Consider the following 19678-nt stretch of genomic DNA (forward strand, 5'->3'; position numbering starts at 1 on the left):
TCGCCTCGGGTCAGTCGAATAGATTGTTCAGCAAGCGCTTGATCGGGTTCTGCTGGGCCGGCTGCGCGCTGCGTGGGCGGCTCGCGGCCTGACGCACGCGCTGCTCATGGCTGTCGTAGAGGGCCAGCAGCCGTTCATTGTCGGGCTCGGCCTCGAGGCCCTGCTTGACATGTTCCAGCGCCAGGTTGTATTCGCGCCGCGCATAGGCCGCCTCGCTCTGTTCGATGAAGCGCTGCGCCACGCGGTTGATGCCAGCCAGAGCCAGCAGATTGTCCGGTTCCCAGCCAAGCACCTGGCGGAAGTAATGCACGGCACTATCGTCCTCGGGCAGGACCAACAAGCCCTCACCGAGGCGTTGCTCGGCCAGGTCGAGATACTGCTGGATACGCGCCTGCAGCACGCGCTGCAGGCCGTCGCTGGCCTGGGCATTGCCTTCGTCCAGGGCCAGGGCCTGGCGAAAATAGTAATCGGCGTTGTCCTGCGCCGGGGCGAGCAGCTGCCCCTCGCTCAGGCGCGTTTCGGCCAGCGCGAGCAACCCGCTGATGCGCTGCTGCAACTGCCAGTAGTAGCCGCCAGCACTCCCCAGGCCGAGCAACAGCAGGCCGAGCATGGCCCAGGGCAGCCAGCGCCGCCGGGATGGGCGAGGCGGCAGGCTGACGGCCGGGCTCAGACGGGTCTGGTCCTGATCGGCGTCATGCAGCTCGTCGAGGCTGGCCAGCAGCACGTGGCAGTCGGAGAAGCGATCTTCCGGGTCCTTGGCCAACATGCGATCGAGTAGCCATTGCAGTTCGCCCAGCGGCTCTGGCAACGGCGGCGCTTGCAGCTGCAGCTGGTTCATCAGGGTCTGGGTGTAGTTGCCGCCGCGAAAGGGGTTATACCCACTGAGCATTTCCAGCAGGATCACGCCCAAGCTGTAGATGTCGCTGCGTGCGTCCAGTGCCTGACACTGCGCCTGCTCGGGGCTGCTGTAGGCGGGGCTGCCGACGGCGATGCCGGACTGGGTCAGTTCGCTGTCGAGCTGCAACTCCTTGGCCACGCCGAAATCGCTGAGCACCGCGGTGCCATCGTCACGAAAGAGGATGTTGCCGGGCTTGATGTCACGGTGCACCAGGCCCTTGTCGTGTACCAGTACCAGGGCGCTGGCAATCTGCCGGACGATGCGCAGCGCACGCACCGGCTCCAGGCGCTGCCCCTTGTACTGAGCCAGATCACCGCCCGCCAGGTACTCCATGGCGAGAAAATGGCGGCCGTCGTCCAACTGGTCGATGCGGTAGATGGTGATGATCGAGGGGTGCTGCAGGGAGGCGACGGTATGGCCTTCCTTGATGAAGCGCTGGGTAAAGACTGCGTCCTCGCGGTGCAGCAGTACCTTGAGCGCCACCTGGCGCTGCAGCGCCTGTTCGGTAGCCAGATAGACCTCGGCCATGCCGCCTTTGCCCAGGCGATGGTGAATGCTGTAACCAGGTACGCTGATGGCAGGCTGACTCATGCGGCTCGACTGGCGCTCAGGGTTGAAGGGATTTGAACAGCTTGCGTAGCAGGCCGGGGGTCGGCGCTTCGCGGGGTACGGCGGCCGGGCCAAGGCCCAGGACGATGCAGCTGATATTGTCTCTGCCGCCATGGCTATTAGCCAGCCCCACCAGTTGTTCGACCATCGCCTCCAGGGTGGCCGCTTCGGCGCAACAGCGTTGGATGGCAACGTCGTCGAGCTCGCTGGTCAGCCCGTCGCTGCACAGCAGCAGCAGTTCGTCCGGCGCCAGTCGGGCACGCATCAGCCCGACTTCAGGCGCCTGTCCGACCTGCCCCAGGCATTGCAGAATCACGTTGCGGCGCGGGTGCTCACGCGCCTGCTCGGCGCTCATCTGCCCCGCGTCGACCATGGCCTGGACCCAGCTGTGGTCGTGACTGAGCTGCTCGATATGTTCGCTGCCAATGCGATAGGCGCGGCTGTCGCCGACCCAGGCCAGCTCGAACGCATCCCCGTCCAGGCGCACGGCAACCAGGGTACTGCCCATGCCGGCCTCGCCCTCCGCGGGCTGCGCCGCCGCGGCGATCGCCAGGTGGGCGGCATGCACTGCTGCAGGCAACTCCGCGCCCTGCTGCACGGCGCTCACCAATTCCTCCAGCGCCAAGGCACTGGCCACCTCACCACGCTCGTGCCCACCCATGCCATCGGCCAGCGCCCACAGGCCCAGATCGGGACGGCAGACCAGAGCATCCTCGTTATGCGTGCGTACCTGGCCGGCAACGCTTTGCGCAGCGAACACCACGGATACAGGGGAGGACTGAGACACGCGGCGAATCCTTGAGCAAAATGCGATTCCCCATGATGCGGTGACGCGAACGGGCTGTCACCGCCCGCAAGGCCGTAAATGCGCAACCGTTAACCAAAATGCGATGATTAAATAAGCCGCCAGATCCGCCACCTGAACCCATGACCTCACCGCGTTTTCGCCGCTTGCCCCTGCAGTTGCGACCTCTGGTCGACAAGTTCTACCGCGACCACCGCTCGCCGATGCGCAGCCAGGCGGGGGGTGAACTGTGGGTGGCGGAAAACGCCAGCGAGATCGTCGCAACCCTGAGTCTTCGTGCTGTAGCGGGAGGACAGTGGCTGACTGGCCTGTTCGTCGCCCCCGCGCTGCGGCGCCAAGGCGTGGCAGCAGCATTGCTCAGTCACAGCCTGGCGCTACATCCCGAGCCAGTCTGGCTGTTCTGTCACCCCGAGCTGCACACCTTCTATCAGAGCCAGGGCTTCGAGAGCTGTCAGAGCCTGCCGACCGAGTTAGCCCAACGGCTGGCCCGGTACCAACGCGGAAAATCGCTTATCGCGCTGCGTATCCACTGAGCAACCTGTCGCCAAGGGCAAAAATACTGGCACTTTGCTCAGGAATGCCCCTTGCCATTAGCGGTCAAAGCTCTGCATGCTTGTTCCATAACAACGAAAAGAAACGCTATGGCTACCCAGACTGCTCGTTTGCTGAAGCGCCTGCGCAATGACTTCCAGCTGTCGATCATCACCCTGATGGGGCTGTTCGGGGTCATCGGCATCTCGCCCTATGCCGTCTACCGCCTGCTGCACGGCAACTACCTGGTCGGTATCGCCGACACCGTCATCGTCTTTTCCACCCTGTTCGCCGTGCTCTACGCCTGGGTCACCCGCGACACGGTCAAACCCGGTATCTACCTGGCCGCCGTGTTCTCGGTCGGCGCCACGCTGATCGCCATCAACCTGGGGGTCAACGGCCTTTTCTGGATCTACCCACTCATTCTCTTCAACTTCTTCATGGTCACGCCTGGCAAGGCGCTGCTGGCAACCTCCGTGGTGCTGATCAGCCTGGTCAGCCACGCCCTGCTGGTGCCCGGCAGCGTGTTCGAAAGCCATTACCAGATGGTGTCGTTCCTGGTCACCTGCATGATGGCCAGTGTGCTCAGTTTCATCTTCGCCTTCCGCACCCGCACCCAGCGCGACCAGCTGCAATCGCTGGCCATTCATGACCCACTGACTGGCGCACGCAACCGCCGGGCGATGAATGAAGAACTAAAGATCGCCATGGCCAGCCATCGCCGCCACAGCGGCAGCTACGGCCTGCTGGTGATGGATCTGGACCATTTCAAGCAGATCAACGACCACTTCGGCCACCACGTCGGCGACCAGGTGCTGGTGGCCTTCGTCGAACTGATCAAACGCTGCTCACGCAAGGAAGATCGCTTGTTCCGCTTTGGTGGCGAGGAGTTTCTCCTGCTGCTGCCCAACACCGAGGCCGAAGGCCTGCGCGCCGCTGCGCAAAACCTGCTGAGCAGAGTCGCCAATGAGCTGGAGAGCCCGGGCGGCGCGGTGACCGTCTCCATCGGCGGCGCCATTTTGCACAGTGGTGAACACTGGGAAGGCTGGTTGCAGCGCGCAGATGAATGCCTGTATCGAGCCAAGAGCGAGGGGCGCAATCGCGCGGTGATCGCCGATGCGCCGGGCGATCAGAACAAGGCTGCCGCCAACCCCAGATAGATCAGCGACTGCGCTGTTGCTGATAACTGCCACTGCCCGGTTGACGTTCAATGATCAGCCCGCCCGGATATTCGGTGCTCTGGCGAATACCATCACGGGTTTCGCTGGAATAGCTGCCATAGCTGCTTTCCTGACGCACGCTGCCCTGCGGCAGACGCTGCCCGCCATAGAGGTTGTGCTGCTCATAACTCGACGAACCCGAAACGCTGCCGCTGGCACCGGGGCTGACGTAGCTCTTGGGGATGACGCGAATAGTCTGCGGCTGATCAGCGAACGCAGCACCGGCCAACATCGTAGTCAGGATCAACACAAGCGAACGATTCAACATGAGCACCTCCCATCTGAGCGGGGCCAGGCATCGCCCGCCTGAAACCCGAAAACCATCATCACACCGGCTTTGACAACAACACGAGGGAATTTTCAGCCCTGAAACGACAAAGGGTCAGCCGAAGCTGACCCTTTGCTGGACATGGTGCGGAGATAGGAATCGAACCTACGACCTTCGCGTTACGAGTGCGCTGCTCTACCGACTGAGCTACACCGGCGGGAAAACGTCGGCATTATGCGAGTTGCCACGCTCGCGCTCAAGTCGCTGGAGCATCAGCTGTCGAGTAGTTCGATGCGGTCGTCGTGGATGCGGATCAGCCCCTGCTTGTAGAGACCGCCGATGGCCTTCTTGAAGTTGCCCTTGCTGACCCGAAAATGCTCGGAGATCAGCTCTGGCGGGCTCTTGTCACCCAGCGCCAACACGCCACCCTGCGCACGCAGGCGTTCGATGATCTGCTCGGCCAGGCCGCTGGCGGCTTCATGACCGATGGGCTGCAGGCTCAGGCTGATCTTGCCGTCGGCGCGCAGCTCCTTGATGTAGCCCTTCTCGCGCATGCCGCTGCGGATGAACTTGAACAGCTCGTTCTTGTGGATCAGGCCCCAGTGCTTGCCGTCGATGATGGCCTTGAAGCCGAGATCGGTACGCTCGACCACCAGCAGATCGACTTCCTGGCCGACCTGGTAGTTGGCCGGCACCTTGTCCAGGTGGCGATCCAGGCGCGCGGTGGCGGTGAGGCGGCGGGTGCGTTTGTCCAGATAGAGGTAGATCACGCAGTAGTCGCCGATCTGCAGCGGGCGCTTCTCTTCGGAATGCGGGAGCAGCAGATCCTTGGGCAGGCCCCAGTCGAAGAACAGGCCGACGCGATTGATGTCCACCACCTTGAGGCTGGCGAACTCACCGAGCTGGATCTTCGGTTTCAGGGTGGTGGCGATCAGCTTGTCTTCGCTGTCGAGGTAGAGGAACACGTTGAGCCAGTCCTCGACTTCGCTCGGCGTGTCCTTGGGGATGTAGCGCTTGGGCAGGAGGATTTCGCCGTCCGCACCACCGTCCAGGTACAGACCGAAGTCGGTGTGCTTGACCACCTGCAAAGAATTCATCCGCCCAATCAAGGCCATCGCGTTTCACCTCACCAAAACAGCCGGCCATTCTACCCGAGTTAATCCGCGACCGGGCTGGCGGCGTGGCGAATCGACGGCCGGTCGACTGGTGGCGTAAGTAACTGGGAAACAAGCCATAAATTGTCGCGAAAAGCCGCCCATGCGCGGCGTTATGGTATTCATCATGGCGATTAACCAAGCAGGAAGAGGCTGCTTGAGGCATAATGGCCGGCCGCCCATCTGAAAGAGATCAAGGTCATGGCCACCCTGCGCGTGAAGTCCTCCTCCAGCAAAGTCAGCAAACCCGCCCCTGCCGTGGAAACCCGCGAGTCCATCGAGGCGCAGATTGCTGCCTTCCTGCAGGGCGGCGGCGAGATCCAGCAGATCGCCAAGGGCGTCAGCGGCCAGACTTACGGCGGCACTCGCCAGATCACCATCAGCAAGAAGTGATCGCCTCGGGTGCGCAATGCGCACCCAGCCTCTCCCCCTCCTGCTTTACTCGCTCGCCAGCCCCAGGCGCAGCAACTGCCCTTTCGGCGCATCCGTCAGCACATAGATATAACCGTCCGGCCCCTGCCGTACGTCGCGTACCCGTGCGTTGAGCGATTGCAGCAGACGCTCCTCATGCACGATCTTGTCGCCGTCGAGCTGCAGGCGAATCAGCGCCTGACCGGAGAGCGCACCAATGAACAGGTTGTGCTGCCAGGCTGGGAAACGCTCGGCATCGTAAAACGCCATGCCGCTGATGGCCGGTGACTTTTCCCAGACATGATGCGGCGGTTCGGTGCCCTCCACGGTTTTGCCCTTCGCCTCGGGAATCGCCAGCATCGAATAGTTGATGCCATGGGTCGCCAGCGGCCAGCCGTAGTTCTTGCCGGCCTCGGGAATGTTGATTTCGTCGCCACCACGTGGGCCGTGTTCATGGGTCCACAAGCGGCCACTCCAGGGATTGAGTGCCGCGCCCTGCTGATTGCGATGGCCGTAGGACCAGATTTCCTTGCGCACGCCGTCGCGGCTGGTGAAGGGGTTGTCCTCAGGAATGCGCCCGTCCGGGAAGATCCGCACCAGCTTGCCTTGCAGCTTGCCGAGGTCCTGCGCGGTAGGGCGATTGTTGTTGTCGCCCAGGGCGATAAACAGATGGCCGTCGCGGTCGAACACCAGCCGCGAGCCGAAGTGCGTGCCGCTGGACAGCTTGGGTTGCTGGCGGAAGATCACCTCGAAGCCTTCCAACGCCATGGCATCGGCCGACAGCTTGCCGCGCCCTACGGCCGTACCTGCGGCGCCGTCGCCCTCCTCGGCGTAGGACAGATAGACCAGGCGATCCTTGGCGAAGTCCGGCGACAACACCACGTCGAGCAAGCCACCCTGGCCAACGGCGAACACCTTGGGCACGCCGCGCAGTGGTTCGGACACTTCGCCCTCGGCACTTACCCGACGCAAGACACCTGGCCGCTCGCTGACCAGATACCCCTGCCCCTCCGGTAGAAAGGCGACGGCCCAGGGGTTGGCCAGACCTTCGGCAACGGTGTGAACGTTCAGTGGCCCCAGCTCGGAGCTCAGTTGGCGATCTTCGGCGAAGCTGTACTGGTAACCGAACAGGGCGACCAGACCGAGGGCTGCGAGGGGTTTAAGGCGCGGCATCATGGCGTCTCCAGGCGTCAGACAAGCGGCCATAGTGCAACAGCCCCTCAACCGTGGCAGCCCCGTAAAAGTTTCCTCAGGTTTCAGTCCGTCAGGTAACGCTGCTCGATGCGCTGGTATTCCCCGGACTCACGCAGCAAGCGTAGCCCCTCGTCGAAGCGCCGACGTTGTTCGTCCCGGCGAAAGCCGACGCTGTATGGCGTGGGCGGAAATATCTCGAACCAGGCCAGTGGCTGAGTGACGTCGACCTGGTCGTTCACCTCGCGATCCAGGTAGCGGATGATGCGCTCGTCGCCCACCACCACATCGGTGCGGCCGCTGTAGAGCAGACGGTTGCGATTGATCTGCAGCGCCTCCTCGCGGTAGCGCGGGTTGTTCATGGCCATGCGCTCGAACTCCGGCCCCATCAGCAGTCGCGCACGCTGGAAGGCGCTGACCGCGTACTGGCTGAGGTCGGAGATCTGCTCGATGTGATAACCGCGCTTGGCCAGCGCCACTGCCACGTTCTGGTAATGGATGTAGACGTCCGAATAGAAGGCCTGCACGCCACTGCGCTCGTGGGTAGTGGTGATGGCATCGATCTCACCGCGGCGCAGCATCAGGTGCAGGCGCTCTATCGGCGCGTAATAGGCGGTCACTTCAAAACCGGCGTTACGCGCGGCACGCTCCACCAATTCATATTCCAGGCCACGCGGCTCACCTTCGTAGACATAAGGCGGCTTGTGCGTACCAAAGCCGACATGCAGCACCTCGGCCGCAACCGTCGCGCTCAGGCACACCAGCATCAATCCCAGCCACCATCTGGCCATCGTCTACCTCGTTATCGGACCCGCCAGAGCATAGACGCCTGACCACCTTCATAACCAGAGTGGATGCCGGCTGATTCATTCCGCTTTGCCCTATCGAGGCTAGACTGGCTGCACGCATTTTGCGCCTGCCTTCAGGAGACCAAGACCATGCTCAAAGCCGAATACCAACAGCGCGGCCCGGTACCGCAAGACGTGATCAGCGCAGTGCCACTGCAACTGCCGGAGCCCGCTGCCGGGCAGGTGCGGGTCAAGGTATTGGCTGCACCGATCAACCCGTCCGACGTGCTGACCCTGACCGGCGCCTACGGCATGCTGCCGCCACTACCGGCCGTGGGCGGTAACGAAGGAGTCGGCAAGGTCGAGGCGCTCGGTGAAGGCGTCAGCAACTTCAAGGTCGGCCAGACCGTGCTGCTGCCGGTCGGCTGCGGTACCTGGGTCACGGCCCTGAACGCCCCGGCAGAGAAACTCATCCCGCTGCCGGATGCCGACCCGCTGCAACTGGCCATGCTTACCGTCAACCCGCCAACCGCCTCGCTGCTGCTCAGCGAGTTCGTCGACCTCAAGCCAGGCGATTGGGTGATCCAGAACGCCGCCAACTCGGGTGTCGGCAGCTACCTGATTCAGCTGGCCAAGCTGCGCGGTTTCAAGACCATCAACGTGGTGCGCCGTGATTCGGCCATTGCCGGTGTCGAGGCCGAGGGCGGTGACCTGGTGCTGGTCGATGGCCCGGACCTGGCCAAGCGCGTGCGCGCAGCAACGGGCGGCGCTGAAGTTCGCCTGGGTATCGACGCGGTCGGCGGCGTCAGCACCGATAACCTGGCAGCGGCCCTGGCCAACGGCGGCGTGCTGGTGAACTACGGCATGATGAGTGGTCAGGCCTGTCAGGTATCGCCGGCCTCCTTCGTGTTCCGTGACGTGACCCTGCGCGGTTTCTGGCTGGCCAAGTGGTTCCAGCAGGCCAGCCCGGCGCAACAGATGAAGGTGTTCGGCGAACTGGTGCAACTGATCGCCAGCGGCAAACTGAAGACCCGCGTCGCGGCGACTTATGACCTGGAGCACATCAAGGACGCCGTAGCCGCTGCCGCCAGCGGCGAGCGTGATGGCAAGATTCTGCTGGTGCCCTGAGGTCTGCAGCAATGGGTGCGCATGGCGCACCTTACCTCCGCAGCACCGTAGGGTGGATCACGCTTTACCGATCCACCGTTCTGGCGGATGTAAAAAGTGACATCCACCCTACGGCTTCACATCGAAACCGTGGGGTGTGCCTTGCGCACCGCCTAACCATCACGCCACAGCAGCAGCCAGCCCCTCACGCATGCGTAGCGCATCACGCTGGAAGCAACGCGCCGCCTGCAGCAACGCCAATAGCGTGAGAAACAGCGCCACCGGAATCAGGATCATGGCGTCATGTAGCCCGACGGCCTTGAACGCCTCGTTCATCTCGCTGGCACCCGCTGCCTGCATCGCCGCTTGCGCGTAATGGTCCGACAGCCAACCCACTGCCAGTGGACCGAGGCCGCCGCCCAGCAGATACAAGCCGGCGAAGAACAACGCCATGGCCGTAGCCCGCAGGCGCGGCTCGATCACGTCCTGAATCGCCGTGTAGACGCAGGTATAGAAGTTGTAGGAGAACAGCCAGCCCAGGCTGAACACCCCGACGAACACAGCCGTCTCGATCCGCCCGGCGCTTAGCGCCCAACCCGTGCAGATACAAGCCACCAGCATGCTGAAAGCCGCGAACAGCAGTCGGCCATTACCCCAGCGCTGATGCACCTTGTCGGCGATCCAGCCCCCAGCCGTCAGGCCGAACAGGCCGGTAAGCCCGACGATCACCCCGGTGGCCATGGCTGCATTCTGCAGGCCCAGGCCGAAATAGCGCTGCAACATCGGCACCATGAAGGAGTTGCAGGCATAAGAAGCGAAGTTGAACGCCAGCCCGGCCAGCACCAGCCACCAGAAAGTGCGGATCGCCAGTACCTTGCGCAGTGGCTTGTCCACCGGCGCGCTGCTGACACGTACGGCCTCCGCCGCACCACGCGCCGGCTCACGGATGAAGAACAGGAACAACGCCAGGATCAACCCCGGCACCGCGGCGATCAAAAACGGCGCACGCCAGCTGCCGAAGGCCTGAACCATGGCGCCGATGGTGAAGAATGCCAGCAGCAGCCCCAGCGGCAGGCCGAGCATGAAGATGCCCATGGCCCGTGAGCGCTTGTGTGCCGGGAACAGGTCGCCGATCAACGAATTAGCCGCTGGTGCGTAGCTGGCCTCACCAATACCGACGCCCATGCGAATCAGCAGGAAGCTCCAGAAATTCCAGGCCATGCCGTTGAGCGCGGTCAGGCCGCTCCAGGCCGCCAGGCCCCAGCCCATGATCTTGCGCCGTGCACCGGTGTCAGCCATACGCCCGAGCGGAATGCCGGCCAGGGCATAAACGATGGTGAAGGCGGTGCCGATAAGGCCGAGCTGCAGGTCGCTCAGGCTCCACTCCAGGCGGATCGGCTCGATGATGATGGCAGGGATGGTGCGATCGAAGAAGTTGAACAGGTTGGCCAGGAAAAGCAGGAAAAGAATGCGCCAGGCATTCGAGGCTTGCTGATGGGGCTGCACGACAAGGTTTCCTTTTTATTGTCCGCGTGCGGCCTACCGCGGTGGCACCTACCTTGGCGCCACCCACCGAACGCTGGGTATGCGCAATCTAGAGGCTCTGCCCGGTTTTGTCTGCGACCATTTGCTTGGTTTATGCAAATCGATGGCGCTGGATGCCAATCTGCCTAATATCCGGCGGTAATAAGGCAAAGTGCTTTTTTCCGTGCTAGAACCAATGGGGTTGGTCATTTTATGGCCAATGGCCAACACCCCACTGACTCGCCCGGACTGTCACCGATGAAAACAAAAAAAGACGCCGTAGCCCCCGCCAAGGAAGCCACACTGGCCGATATCGCCGATAACCTGCTGGCGCCGCCCGCGCTACCGGTGTTGAGTGAAACCGGCGAGCAGTATCTGTATTTCACCGAACGCGATATCGAACGCATCCTCGATAACCTCGACGGCCTGCGCAACATGGTCTTCCCGCTGGCTGAACCACTGGACGAGGGCGAGTCGAGCCGTATCCAGCAATTTCCTTCAGTGTGCCTGATCGGCCTTGGCCGCTGCGGCTCGAACATCGCCCTGGACGTCGCCTCGCTGGTCTACAACGCGCGGCAGTTCTATCTGGAAGAGTTTCATAGCGAAGCCACCGCCGCCATCGAGCAGGCCTCACGCCCCAGTCGCTGGATTCGCAGCAACCTGCTGCGCGCACCGAGCAAGCGCAGCAAGCCTGTATTCCTCATCGAACCGCTGGTGATGCTGGGCGATCTGGACAAGGACATCGAAGGGCGCATCCGCTTCTCGCGTAAAGGAGAAACCAGCGGTTTTCTCGACGACTACAGCAAGATGAAGATCATGGACCTGTCCGAGGTGCACGCCGGTGGCGCCGGCAACGCCCCGATCCTCGGCCAGTACCTGGCCAAGATCATCCTCAACAAGGACACCCAGCGCTTCTCCAACGAAGACTGGAAGTTCATCCACAGCTACCTGATCGACTCCTGCGGCATCAAGGCCAACCAGTCGCGGCTGTACTTCTACATTTTCAGTGCTGGCGGCGGCACCGGCTCGGGCATGGCCTCGGAGTTCGGCCTGGCGCAGCAGTTCGCCTACATGAGCAAGACCTTCGACAGCAAGACGCCGGAAGACGACGAAGCTGAACGCGGAGGCTTCGTCTTCGAACCGATCTTCACCAGCGGCATCTGCATCCTGCCGAACATCTCCGACCAGCGCAGCGAGATGTCAGAGGCGCTGCACATCAACGCCGGGCGCCTGCTGTGCAAGTACCTGGCCGAGGAATGGGACTTTTCCTACAACTTCGACAACGAGCAGAGCAGCGCCGAAAGCGTGATGCGCCGCATCCGCCCGTGGAACGCCATGATGCTGATCTCCAACGACATCATGCGCTACGCCGAAGAAAGCGGTGACGGCAGCATCCACAACATCGACGTGACCGCCATGGAGCGCCACGCCAACCAGTACATTTCGCAGCAGATCTTCAACATCCTCACCGCCCAGGCGGTGACCAGCGACTACGACCAGAATTACTTCCGCCGCGCCGGCATCGACATCGGCGAGACCATCCGCCTCGACGCCAACGACCTGTTCATGAGCCTGGCCGGCCCGGTTGCCGTCGCCTATGCCGAATCCGTGGTGCCCGAACAGCACGTCCAGCTCTCGGAAAAATTCCGCGTACTGGACAAGGAACAAAGCCCGCCACGGCTGAACATCGACGACCTGTTCTTCCGCTCCATCGACCTGCCGCATTTCAACAAGGTCACCCAGGCCATCGAGGGCATCAGCCTGCTGCCGATCGAATCCAAGCGCTATCGCCAGGCGCTGGAGCAGTACAAGTCCAGCGGCTACGACGCCACCCAACTGAGCGACCTGCACTTCTTCAAGAATTGCTCATCGGTGGTGTCGATCGTCTCGCTGCCCAAGGACTACAAGCTGTCCTACATGGACCTGAACCGCCTCAAGACCCACCTCAACAACCTCTTCCCCAACACCACGCTCAAGCGCTATGCGCTGGTCATCGGTGCCTCGGCGAACCTGTCGCTGACCACCCTGATCGTCAAGAGCCCGTGCCTGTCGGACGACTTTCTGACCTTGATCGTCGCCTACATCAAGCGCTGCTTCGCCCGTGACCAGTATCGCTTCGACGACAGCCTGGACGATGCCATGCTCGATTTCATCGTCTCCGAGCGCTTCAACGAGGCGCAGCTCGACGCCATGCTCAACGAGCACGAAGACCCGGCGAAGATCCTCGATACCAACTGGTATGCGATCAAACCGATGTACGAGAAGAAGTACCGCGAGCTGATCCACGACGCCGAAAAATTCGTCTCGATCAACGACATCCGCCTGTCGCGCGAAAGCGTCAAACACGCGATCAAGTACCTGCGCGAGATCTACCGTCATCGCATCGGCAAAACGCGGGTGATCTCGCTCAACGACTATGGAAAATAGGCGGTACGGACGTGCCTGTGCTTCACTGAACAGGGCACGCTAGCCGCCGCCAAGCGGGGTGACTATGGACGGACTCTCGATCCGCTTTCTTGCAGACCTACCCGAGCAGGGCCAACTCCTGCTCAATTGCGAACACGATCCCTGGCTCGTGGCACTGTCCTACGTCATCGCCAGCGTTGGCAGCCTCAGCACGCTGACCATCACCAAGCACCTCGATCAGGTGCAACGGCGCAGCATGCGCCAGGTCTGGGGCCTGCTCGGCGGGCTGTGCCTGGCGGGTGCCATCTGGTCCATGCACTTCATCGGCATGCTGGCGTTCCAGGCGCCTGTCGCCATTCGCTACGACCTTGCCACCACGGTGCTGTCGCTATTGGTGGCCCTGGCCGCTGCCCTTCTCGCCGTTTATTACATGGTCATGCCGCGCCCCGGCCTCAGCCGGCAGCTGCTGGCCGCCAGCATCATCGGCCTGGGTATCAGCGCCATGCACTACAGCGGAATGGCGGCGATCCGCTCGGATGCTCAGGCCTACTACCACGGCGGCCTGTTCACCCTGTCCATCGTGATCGCCATCAGCGCCAGCTTCGCCGCGCTGCTGCTCAACCGTTACGTACGCCATGGCTCGCCGCGTCGACAGCGCTGGATGAAATATTCGGCAGCGCTGGTGATGGGCGCCGCCATCGCCTCGATGCACTACACCGGCATGGCTGCGCTCAACCTGGTGGTGCCAGACGGTACTCCACTGCAATTGCGCAGCGCCGACAACAGCGTGCAACTGGTGCTGATCGTCGCCTCCATCACCCTGCTGATTCTCAGCCTGAGCCTGGCCGCAGCCTGGATCGGGCGCAAGCTCGACGACAAGGAGCGCGACCTGCAGCGGGTCAACACCTTGCTGGTGCAGCTCGATCAGGCCAAGGCCTCGCTGGAGCAGGTGGCGCATTTCGACCCATTGACCGAGCTGCTCAACCGCCGCGGCTTCAACCGGGTATTCGCTGCCACGCTGGAGGAGCGCGCGGTGACCGGCCGCAGCCTGGCGGTGATGTTTCTCGATGTCGATCACTTCAAGCGCATCAACGACAGCCTTGGCCACGATGCCGGCGACGAGCTGTTACGCGTGGTGGCACAGCGCATTCGCAGCGCGTTGCGTGAGCGCGACATCATCGCGCGTTTCGGCGGCGACGAGTTCTGCGTGGTCGCCAGCCTCGACAGCACCGCCGACCCACGCGCCCTGGCCGCGCGCATGCTGGAGCACATGAAAGAGCCGATTGGCCTGGCCGGGCGCAAGATCGTGATGACCACCAGCGTTGGCATCAGCCTGTTCCCACAGGACGGCAGCAGCGCCGACGAACTACTCAAACATGCCGATCTGGCGCTGTATCAATCCAAAGGCAGCGGCCGCAATGTGGTGCACTTCTTCAACCCGCACCTGAAGCAGAAAGCCTCGTACGAGCTGCAACTCGAAGAAGACCTGCGCCAGGCGTTGCAACAGGACGACGGGCTGATTCTCTACTACCAGCCGATCATCGATCTGCGCAGCGGCGAGCTGAGCAAGCTCGAAGCCTTGGTGCGCTGGCATCACCCGCAGCATGGCCTGCTCACCCCTGAACGCTTCATTGGCATCGCCGAGGCCAACGGTTTCATCGACGTGCTCGACAACTGGGTGCTGCGCCGCGCCTGCCTGGACCTCAACAGCCTTGATCAGATGGGCTATCCCGGGCTGAAGATCGCGGTCAACTGCTCGGCCCTGAACCTGGCCAACGATCAGTTACCCGGGCGCATCGAGCAGTTGTTGAACGCGACCCGTTGCCCCGCTCACTGCCTGGAACTGGAGGTGACCGAAAGCGCGCTGCTGAGCAACATCAACCGCGCCATCGGCCTGCTGGAAAACATTCGCGCGCTGGGCGTCAGCCTGTCCATCGACGACTTCGGCACCGGCTATTCCTCGCTCGCCTACCTGCGCCGCTTACCGCTGGATACGCTGAAGGTCGACCGCTCCTTCATCCAGGACGTCGCCCACTCCAGTCAGGACCGCGAGATCGTCCACGCCATCATCGCCATGGCCCACGCCCTGCACCTGAAGGTCGTCGCCGAAGGCGTGGAAACCGCCGAACAGCTGGCATTCCTGCAGGAGCGCGACTGCGATCAGGTGCAGGGTTATCTGTTCAGCAAACCAGTACCGCTGGAGGAAATCGTCGCCCTCTTCCCACCGCATTACCGGCCGCTGGAACGGGTCGGCACGCGGTTCTAGGATCTGGAGGCAAACATCCGGTGCGCGCGGCGCACCCTACCCAAACGCCGATACGCCGATACGCCGTAGGGTGCGCCATGCGCACCGAGCCAAACACCGATTACCGATCCAGCCGACAACCATGCGAATCGCGGTGCGCACAGCGCCCCTAGTTACGCTGCTGCCACTGCGCCAACCAGCCGAGGCTGGCCTGCGTGCCCACCTCGCCCGGTTTGTACTCGGCGCCCAGCCAGCCGCCGTAACCGCTGTCACGCAACGCCCCGAGCAGCGCCGGAAAGGCCAACTCACCCGTACCCGGCGCACCGCGTCCCGGCACATCGGCGAACTGCACATGGCCGATGCGCCCAGCCAGCAGGCGCATGCCTGCCGCCACATCGATTCCCTGGCGCGCCATGTGGTAGAGGTCGTATTGCGCCGCCAGATTCGGGTGATCCACCGCGCGCAGCAGCGTATCCAGATCCTCCGGCGTATTGATCAGGAAGCCTGGCATATCGATGGGGTTGATCGCCTCCACCAGCACGCGAATGCCCAGCGCCGCGAAAGCCTCGGCGCTCTTGCGCAGGTTGGCGGCCAGGCAATCCAGCGCCTGCTCGCGGCTCACGCCTTCAGCCAGGCGACCGGGCAGCACGTTGATGCAGGCCGGGCGCGCCATGGCGGCGTAGGTCAGCGCCTCCTGCAGCGCGGTGTCGAACTCCACCTGTCGCGCCGGCACACTGGCCAGGCCGGGACCACCGGTCATCAGATCGCCCGCTGGCACGTTGATCAGCACCAACGGCAGCGCGGTCAACTCCAGCACCTCTTTCAGCGCGACCGCTGGCAGTTCATAGGGGAACTGAATTTCCACACCCTCGAAACCCGCCGTCATCGCCGCCAGCACACGCTCGCGCAGTGGCAACTCGGTAAACAGCATGGACAGGTTGGCAGCGATCTTCATGGGCATTGCTCCCGCAACATTTCCACCAGGGTGGCCGGGTCGCGCTCCAGATTGCCCTGGCTGCCGTGCAGGCGCATCAACTGTGCCGCCAAGCCGCTCATGGGCGTGGCACTGCCCTGCTCGCGGGACAGTTTGACCGCCGTATCGAGGTCCTTGAGCAGCGTGCGCACGTGCCACTTGATCGGCTCGAACTGGCTGGCCGCCATCTGCGGCGCCAGAATCTGCAGCGGCTTGGAGTCGGCGAAACCACCGGCCAGTGCTGGAGCGATCAGGCTGGCATCGACGCCCGAGCGCTCGGCCAACGCCACCACTTCGGCGATCACCAGGGCGTTGCAAGCGACGATCATCTGATTGCACACCTTGGTCACCTGCCCCGCGCCGACCTCGCCCATGCGCGTCAGGCGCTGGCCCAGGTGCGCGAGAATCGGGCGTATGCGCTCCACGTCCTCTTCGCGACCACCGGCCATGATCGCCAAGGTACCAGCCTCGGCCCCTGGCGTACCGCCGGAAACCGGCGCATCCACCCAGCGCATACCGGTGCGCGCTTCCAGCTCAGCGGCCATCTCACGGGTAGCAGCCGGCTCCAGGCTGGAGAAATCCACCAGCAGCTGCCCCGGCCTTGCCCCTTCGACGACCCCACCCGGGCCGAACACCACCTCGCGTACCACCTCGGTATTGGCCAGGCACAGCATCACCACATTGGCATCACGGCATAGATCGGCAGGGTTCTCCACGCGGTGCGCACCCTGCTCGAGCAGCGACGTGCATTTGTCCGGCGTGCGGTTCCAGAGGGTCAACGGGTAGCCGGCAGCGAGCAGGCGGCGGGTCATCGGCAGACCCATCAGGCCGATACCGGCGAACGCGATGGCAGGCAGTGAAGCGGTCATACAAGGCTCCAGAGGTAGTGAAAAAATCGATCAGCCAATACTAACCGCGACGGGGGCTTCGTCTGGAGCTTTCATCCATCAGTCGCTCTCGGAGACAGACCTCAACCCGTCTCCTCACAAATACTTATGCGCATGATTGATTTATACATTTAGTAATAATTATCATTAATTAAATCTAAAACGATAAGAGCCATCATGCACAACAGGAATAAGAACGCTCTGCTGGGTCTTCTGCTTGCCAGCTGCAGCGCACCGCTTGCCGCCCAGGTCATCAGCCTGGAATCCATGGAAATCTCCAGCGCCCCCATCGAGGACGCCGTACAGCGCGCCCACGCGGAAAGACGCAATGCGAGCCATTCGAAAACGGTGATCGAGGCCGAGCAACTCAACCAGTTTGGCGACCAGCCGCTAGGCGATGCCCTGCGCCGTCTGGTCGGCGTCTCCTTCGCCGGCGCCAACCGTGCCCGTGAAGTGCAACTGCGCGGCATCGGCCCGGAGTATGCGCAGGTGTTGGTCAATGGCCGGCGCATACTCGATGCCAACTCCAAGCGCAGCGTGCAGCTGGATCGCATCCCCAGCTCGCTGGTCGAGCGTGTGGAGATCATCCGCTCGCCACTGGCCAGCCAGGAGGGCCAGGGCGCTGCAGGTACCGTCAATATCATTCTCAAACAACGCGCCAAGAGCGGTAATGGCGAGATCGGCATCGGTGCCGGGCATATGGAAAGCAACGGTGGCCTGGGGGACGCCACCGTCTTCTACAGCCTGGGCAACGACAACGTCACGCTGAACCTGGCCGGCGGCGTGCAATTGCAGCGCCGTAACGAGAGCAAGGATTCGCTGGTGTTTAGCAACAGCGGGACTAATGGCGGTGAACTGGGCACCAATGAGCGCCGCTTCGAGCAGGGCAACTTCCTGCCGTCGCTGGAGCTGCGCCTGAACGACGACAACCGCCTGAACTTCCAGCTCGATTACCTGAAGACCACCGAATACCGCGACGACATCGCCGCCGAGCTGGAAACTGCGCAGAACGCGGTGCGTCGTACCGAGTTCGAGGACCGCGAGCGCAAGCGTACCAACCTGGGCCTGCTCAGCGACTGGACGCACCAGTGGAGCGATGACACCGAGCTGCTGCTGAGCCTCGACTTGCAGAAGGCCGACGAGGACACCACCCGCGACGCCAAGCGCTACCGGGCCAACGGCACCCTGGATCGCACGCGCCTGCGCGACGAGAACATCCACATGACCTCGGTTTCGCCCACCCTCAAGGTCAAGACGCTGCTCGACGCCCACAGCCTCGAATGGGGCGCCGGGGCGCGCCGCGACACCCGCGAGGAAGACAACAGCAACATCGAGAATGGCGTGGTCCGCCCCATCAATGCCGCGCGCATCTACCAGATCCGTGAGGACATCACCCACCTGTTCGCCCAGGACACCTGGCTGCTGCCCTGGGGCGACAGCCTGACCTACGGCCTGCGCCTGGAAGACGCCCACACCCGCACCCGCGACTTCAACGGTGCCAAGCAGCAGACCAGCAAGCTCAGCCCGTTGCCGTCGATCAGCTACCTCGGCCATCTCAGTGCCAACACCGACTGGCGCCTGGGTATCGCCCGCACATTGCGCCGACCCGATCTGCGCGAGCTAAGCCCGACCGTCACCACCGACTCCGGCACCCTGGCCCGGCCCGATACCGGTGGCAACCCGGGGATGACACCGGAATCCATCTGGGGCGTCGACCTGGGGCTGGATCACTTCTTCAACGACCAACGCGGCCTGCTCTCGGCCAACCTGTTCCACCGCCAGTTCAGTGACAAGATCGAAAACGTGCTCAGCGAGCAAAACAACGGCCGCTGGCTGAGCCGCCCGGAGAACGCCGGCGATGGCCAGGCCAGCGGCCTGGAACTGGAAGCACGCGCGCCAATGGATGTGCTCGGCTTGCCGCAACTGACGCTATGGTCCAACGCCACCGCCGTGCACACCCGCCTGAAGAGCGAAGCCACTGGTGAGACCCGACGCTTCCTCGATCAGCCGGACTACCTGTTCAACGCTGGCGCCGACTACTACCTGGCCAGCCTGCGCACCACCTTCGGCGTCAACTACAACTGGAACAGCGGCTACAACCAGAAATACCGACTGAGCTCGGGCAAGACGGCAGAGAACGACCAAGACGCGGTTGGTCGTGTCGACATCTCCGCGCGCACCCAACTCAGCGAGAACACCAGCCTCAACCTGTCGGTGCTCAACCTGTTCGCCCAGAACGAGGACAGCCGCGCCACGACCTACGGCGCCAATGGCCTGTTGGAAAGCAACAGCCTGACCGAGGAAGGCACCTACCGCACCTTCTACGTACGCGTGCAAACCGCGTTCTGATTGTTCGCGCACCACTCAGAGGCCCCCGATGCGCCAGCGTCGGGGGCCTTTTTCGTTCTGGTAGCGTCGGCATCAAGACCCTACAGATTCCACACCCCAGACCTGAACAGCAATAACCCCATTAGCCTCTGGGCGACCAAAGCAAGCTGGGAGTCGCGACCATCTGTGCCGAGGCGCTCCCCCGCCAAAGCCGCGCTGGTCACAAAGTATCTTAGCCATGCCTTTGATGGTGCTGGCCGTGGATGATGAGCAGAGTATGGGAATCCGGATGACAGGCGGCTATCGGCCGATTCTGTTGAAAAACTAAGTTCT

General features: G+C 62.9%; 16 protein-coding genes and 1 tRNA gene. 7 read left to right on the forward strand and 10 right to left on the reverse strand.

Translation table 11 applies throughout. From position 1 onward, the window contains the following. Window positions 1–10 precede the first annotated feature (10 nt). A complete protein-coding gene (locus tag CXP40_RS22195; protein ID WP_106735492.1) occupies window positions 11–1489 on the reverse strand; it encodes a serine/threonine-protein kinase in 1479 nt (492 codons plus the stop codon). Window positions 1490–1505: 16 nt separating this feature from the next. Then, complete coding sequence (locus CXP40_RS22200; RefSeq protein WP_106735493.1) at window positions 1506–2294, reverse strand: PP2C family serine/threonine-protein phosphatase; 789 nt, start codon at window positions 2292–2294, stop codon at window positions 1506–1508. A 140-nt stretch (window positions 2295–2434) separates the two neighbouring features. On the opposite strand from CXP40_RS22200, the gene CXP40_RS22205 reads away from it, so the two are divergent. After that, window positions 2435–2845, forward strand: coding sequence for a GNAT family N-acetyltransferase (locus CXP40_RS22205; RefSeq protein ID WP_106735494.1), 411 nt, complete (start codon window positions 2435–2437; stop codon window positions 2843–2845). A 108-nt stretch (window positions 2846–2953) separates the two neighbouring features. After that, window positions 2954–4003 carry a GGDEF domain-containing protein gene (locus tag CXP40_RS22210; protein WP_106735495.1) on the forward strand — a complete coding sequence of 350 codons (1050 nt, stop codon included), beginning with the start codon at window positions 2954–2956 and terminating at the stop codon, window positions 4001–4003. A 1-nt stretch (window position 4004) separates the two neighbouring features. On the opposite strand, the gene CXP40_RS22215 is transcribed toward CXP40_RS22210, so the two are convergent. The 3 genes from CXP40_RS22215 to CXP40_RS22225 form a co-directional block, all read right to left on the reverse strand. Further along, window positions 4005–4331 (reverse strand): hypothetical protein, encoded by a 327-nt coding sequence (locus CXP40_RS22215; protein ID WP_106735496.1) that lies wholly within the window; start codon window positions 4329–4331, stop codon window positions 4005–4007. A gap of 142 nt (window positions 4332–4473) precedes the next feature. Further along, window positions 4474–4548, reverse strand: a tRNA-Thr gene (locus tag CXP40_RS22220). A gap of 55 nt (window positions 4549–4603) precedes the next feature. Further along, a complete protein-coding gene (locus CXP40_RS22225; RefSeq protein WP_084342003.1) occupies window positions 4604–5446 on the reverse strand; it encodes a S1 RNA-binding domain-containing protein in 843 nt (280 codons plus the stop codon). Window positions 5447–5686: 240 nt separating this feature from the next. Here CXP40_RS22225 and CXP40_RS22230 point away from each other — a divergent pair, with 240 nt between their 5' ends. Beyond that, on the forward strand, window positions 5687–5878 hold the full coding sequence (locus CXP40_RS22230; protein ID WP_003462311.1) for a hypothetical protein: 192 nt from the start codon (window positions 5687–5689) through the stop codon (window positions 5876–5878). 45 nt (window positions 5879–5923) lie between these two features. Here CXP40_RS22230 and CXP40_RS22235 read toward each other — a convergent pair whose 3' ends face one another. Together CXP40_RS22235 and CXP40_RS22240 are read right to left on the reverse strand one after the other, a co-directional pair. Beyond that, complete coding sequence (locus CXP40_RS22235; RefSeq protein WP_106735507.1) at window positions 5924–7069, reverse strand: PQQ-dependent sugar dehydrogenase; 1146 nt, start codon at window positions 7067–7069, stop codon at window positions 5924–5926. Window positions 7070–7152: 83 nt separating this feature from the next. Next, window positions 7153–7854, reverse strand: a complete 702-nt coding sequence (locus CXP40_RS22240) for an ABC transporter substrate-binding protein (RefSeq protein WP_106735497.1) — start codon at window positions 7852–7854, stop codon at window positions 7153–7155. A gap of 171 nt (window positions 7855–8025) precedes the next feature. Between CXP40_RS22240 and CXP40_RS22245 the strand changes: the two genes are divergently transcribed. Then, on the forward strand, window positions 8026–9003 hold the full coding sequence (locus CXP40_RS22245) for a zinc-dependent alcohol dehydrogenase family protein (RefSeq protein WP_099525596.1): 978 nt from the start codon (window positions 8026–8028) through the stop codon (window positions 9001–9003). Window positions 9004–9162: 159 nt separating this feature from the next. Here CXP40_RS22245 and CXP40_RS22250 read toward each other — a convergent pair whose 3' ends face one another. Beyond that, complete coding sequence (locus tag CXP40_RS22250) at window positions 9163–10488, reverse strand: MFS transporter (RefSeq protein ID WP_106735498.1); 1326 nt, start codon at window positions 10486–10488, stop codon at window positions 9163–9165. Between the two features lie 276 nt (window positions 10489–10764). Between CXP40_RS22250 and CXP40_RS22255 the strand changes: the two genes are divergently transcribed. Together CXP40_RS22255 and CXP40_RS22260 are read left to right on the forward strand one after the other, a co-directional pair. Beyond that, window positions 10765–12933 carry a hypothetical protein gene (locus CXP40_RS22255; protein ID WP_106735499.1) on the forward strand — a complete coding sequence of 723 codons (2169 nt, stop codon included), beginning with the start codon at window positions 10765–10767 and terminating at the stop codon, window positions 12931–12933. A gap of 64 nt (window positions 12934–12997) precedes the next feature. Next, on the forward strand, window positions 12998–15178 hold the full coding sequence (locus CXP40_RS22260; protein WP_106735500.1) for a bifunctional diguanylate cyclase/phosphodiesterase: 2181 nt from the start codon (window positions 12998–13000) through the stop codon (window positions 15176–15178). Window positions 15179–15326: 148 nt separating this feature from the next. Here CXP40_RS22260 and CXP40_RS22265 read toward each other — a convergent pair whose 3' ends face one another. Both CXP40_RS22265 and CXP40_RS22270 read right to left on the reverse strand, forming a co-directional pair. Next, complete coding sequence (locus CXP40_RS22265) at window positions 15327–16112, reverse strand: hydroxypyruvate isomerase family protein (protein WP_106735501.1); 786 nt, start codon at window positions 16110–16112, stop codon at window positions 15327–15329. Next, on the reverse strand, window positions 16109–16999 hold the full coding sequence (locus CXP40_RS22270; RefSeq protein WP_106735502.1) for an NAD(P)-dependent oxidoreductase: 891 nt from the start codon (window positions 16997–16999) through the stop codon (window positions 16109–16111). The genes CXP40_RS22265 and CXP40_RS22270 overlap by 4 nt, the downstream gene beginning before the upstream one ends. Window positions 17000–17194: 195 nt before the next feature. Here CXP40_RS22270 and CXP40_RS22275 point away from each other — a divergent pair, with 195 nt between their 5' ends. Next, a complete protein-coding gene (locus tag CXP40_RS22275) occupies window positions 17195–19366 on the forward strand; it encodes a TonB-dependent siderophore receptor (protein ID WP_106735503.1) in 2172 nt (723 codons plus the stop codon). The last annotated feature ends 312 nt before the right edge of the window (window positions 19367–19678 follow it).

The organism is Pseudomonas sp. YY-1 (assembly GCF_002843095.1).
Classification (GTDB): Bacteria; Pseudomonadota; Gammaproteobacteria; order Pseudomonadales; family Pseudomonadaceae; genus Aquipseudomonas; species Aquipseudomonas sediminis_A.

Excerpts from the sequence above, each read along its gene's own strand:
- CXP40_RS22215 (WP_106735496.1), bottom strand. The coding sequence starts at position 4,331 with ATGTTGAATCGTTCGCTTGTGTTGATCCTGACTACGATGTTGGCCGGT.
- CXP40_RS22210 (WP_106735495.1), top strand. The coding sequence starts at position 2,954 with ATGGCTACCCAGACTGCTCGTTTGCTGAAGCGCCTGCGCAATGACTTC.
- CXP40_RS22255 (WP_106735499.1), top strand. The coding sequence starts at position 10,765 with ATGAAAACAAAAAAAGACGCCGTAGCCCCCGCCAAGGAAGCCACACTG.
- CXP40_RS22240 (WP_106735497.1), bottom strand. The coding sequence starts at position 7,854 with ATGCTGGTGTGCCTGAGCGCGACGGTTGCGGCCGAGGTGCTGCATGTC.
- CXP40_RS22195 (WP_106735492.1), bottom strand. The coding sequence starts at position 1,489 with ATGAGTCAGCCTGCCATCAGCGTACCTGGTTACAGCATTCACCATCGC.
- CXP40_RS22235 (WP_106735507.1), bottom strand. The coding sequence starts at position 7,069 with ATGCCGCGCCTTAAACCCCTCGCAGCCCTCGGTCTGGTCGCCCTGTTC.
- CXP40_RS22205 (WP_106735494.1), top strand. The coding sequence starts at position 2,435 with ATGACCTCACCGCGTTTTCGCCGCTTGCCCCTGCAGTTGCGACCTCTG.
- CXP40_RS22245 (WP_099525596.1), top strand. The coding sequence starts at position 8,026 with ATGCTCAAAGCCGAATACCAACAGCGCGGCCCGGTACCGCAAGACGTG.
- CXP40_RS22230 (WP_003462311.1), top strand. The coding sequence starts at position 5,687 with ATGGCCACCCTGCGCGTGAAGTCCTCCTCCAGCAAAGTCAGCAAACCC.
- CXP40_RS22275 (WP_106735503.1), top strand. The coding sequence starts at position 17,195 with ATGCACAACAGGAATAAGAACGCTCTGCTGGGTCTTCTGCTTGCCAGC.
- CXP40_RS22270 (WP_106735502.1), bottom strand. The coding sequence starts at position 16,999 with ATGACCGCTTCACTGCCTGCCATCGCGTTCGCCGGTATCGGCCTGATG.
- CXP40_RS22225 (WP_084342003.1), bottom strand. The coding sequence starts at position 5,446 with ATGGCCTTGATTGGGCGGATGAATTCTTTGCAGGTGGTCAAGCACACC.
- CXP40_RS22260 (WP_106735500.1), top strand. The coding sequence starts at position 12,998 with ATGGACGGACTCTCGATCCGCTTTCTTGCAGACCTACCCGAGCAGGGC.
- CXP40_RS22265 (WP_106735501.1), bottom strand. The coding sequence starts at position 16,112 with ATGAAGATCGCTGCCAACCTGTCCATGCTGTTTACCGAGTTGCCACTG.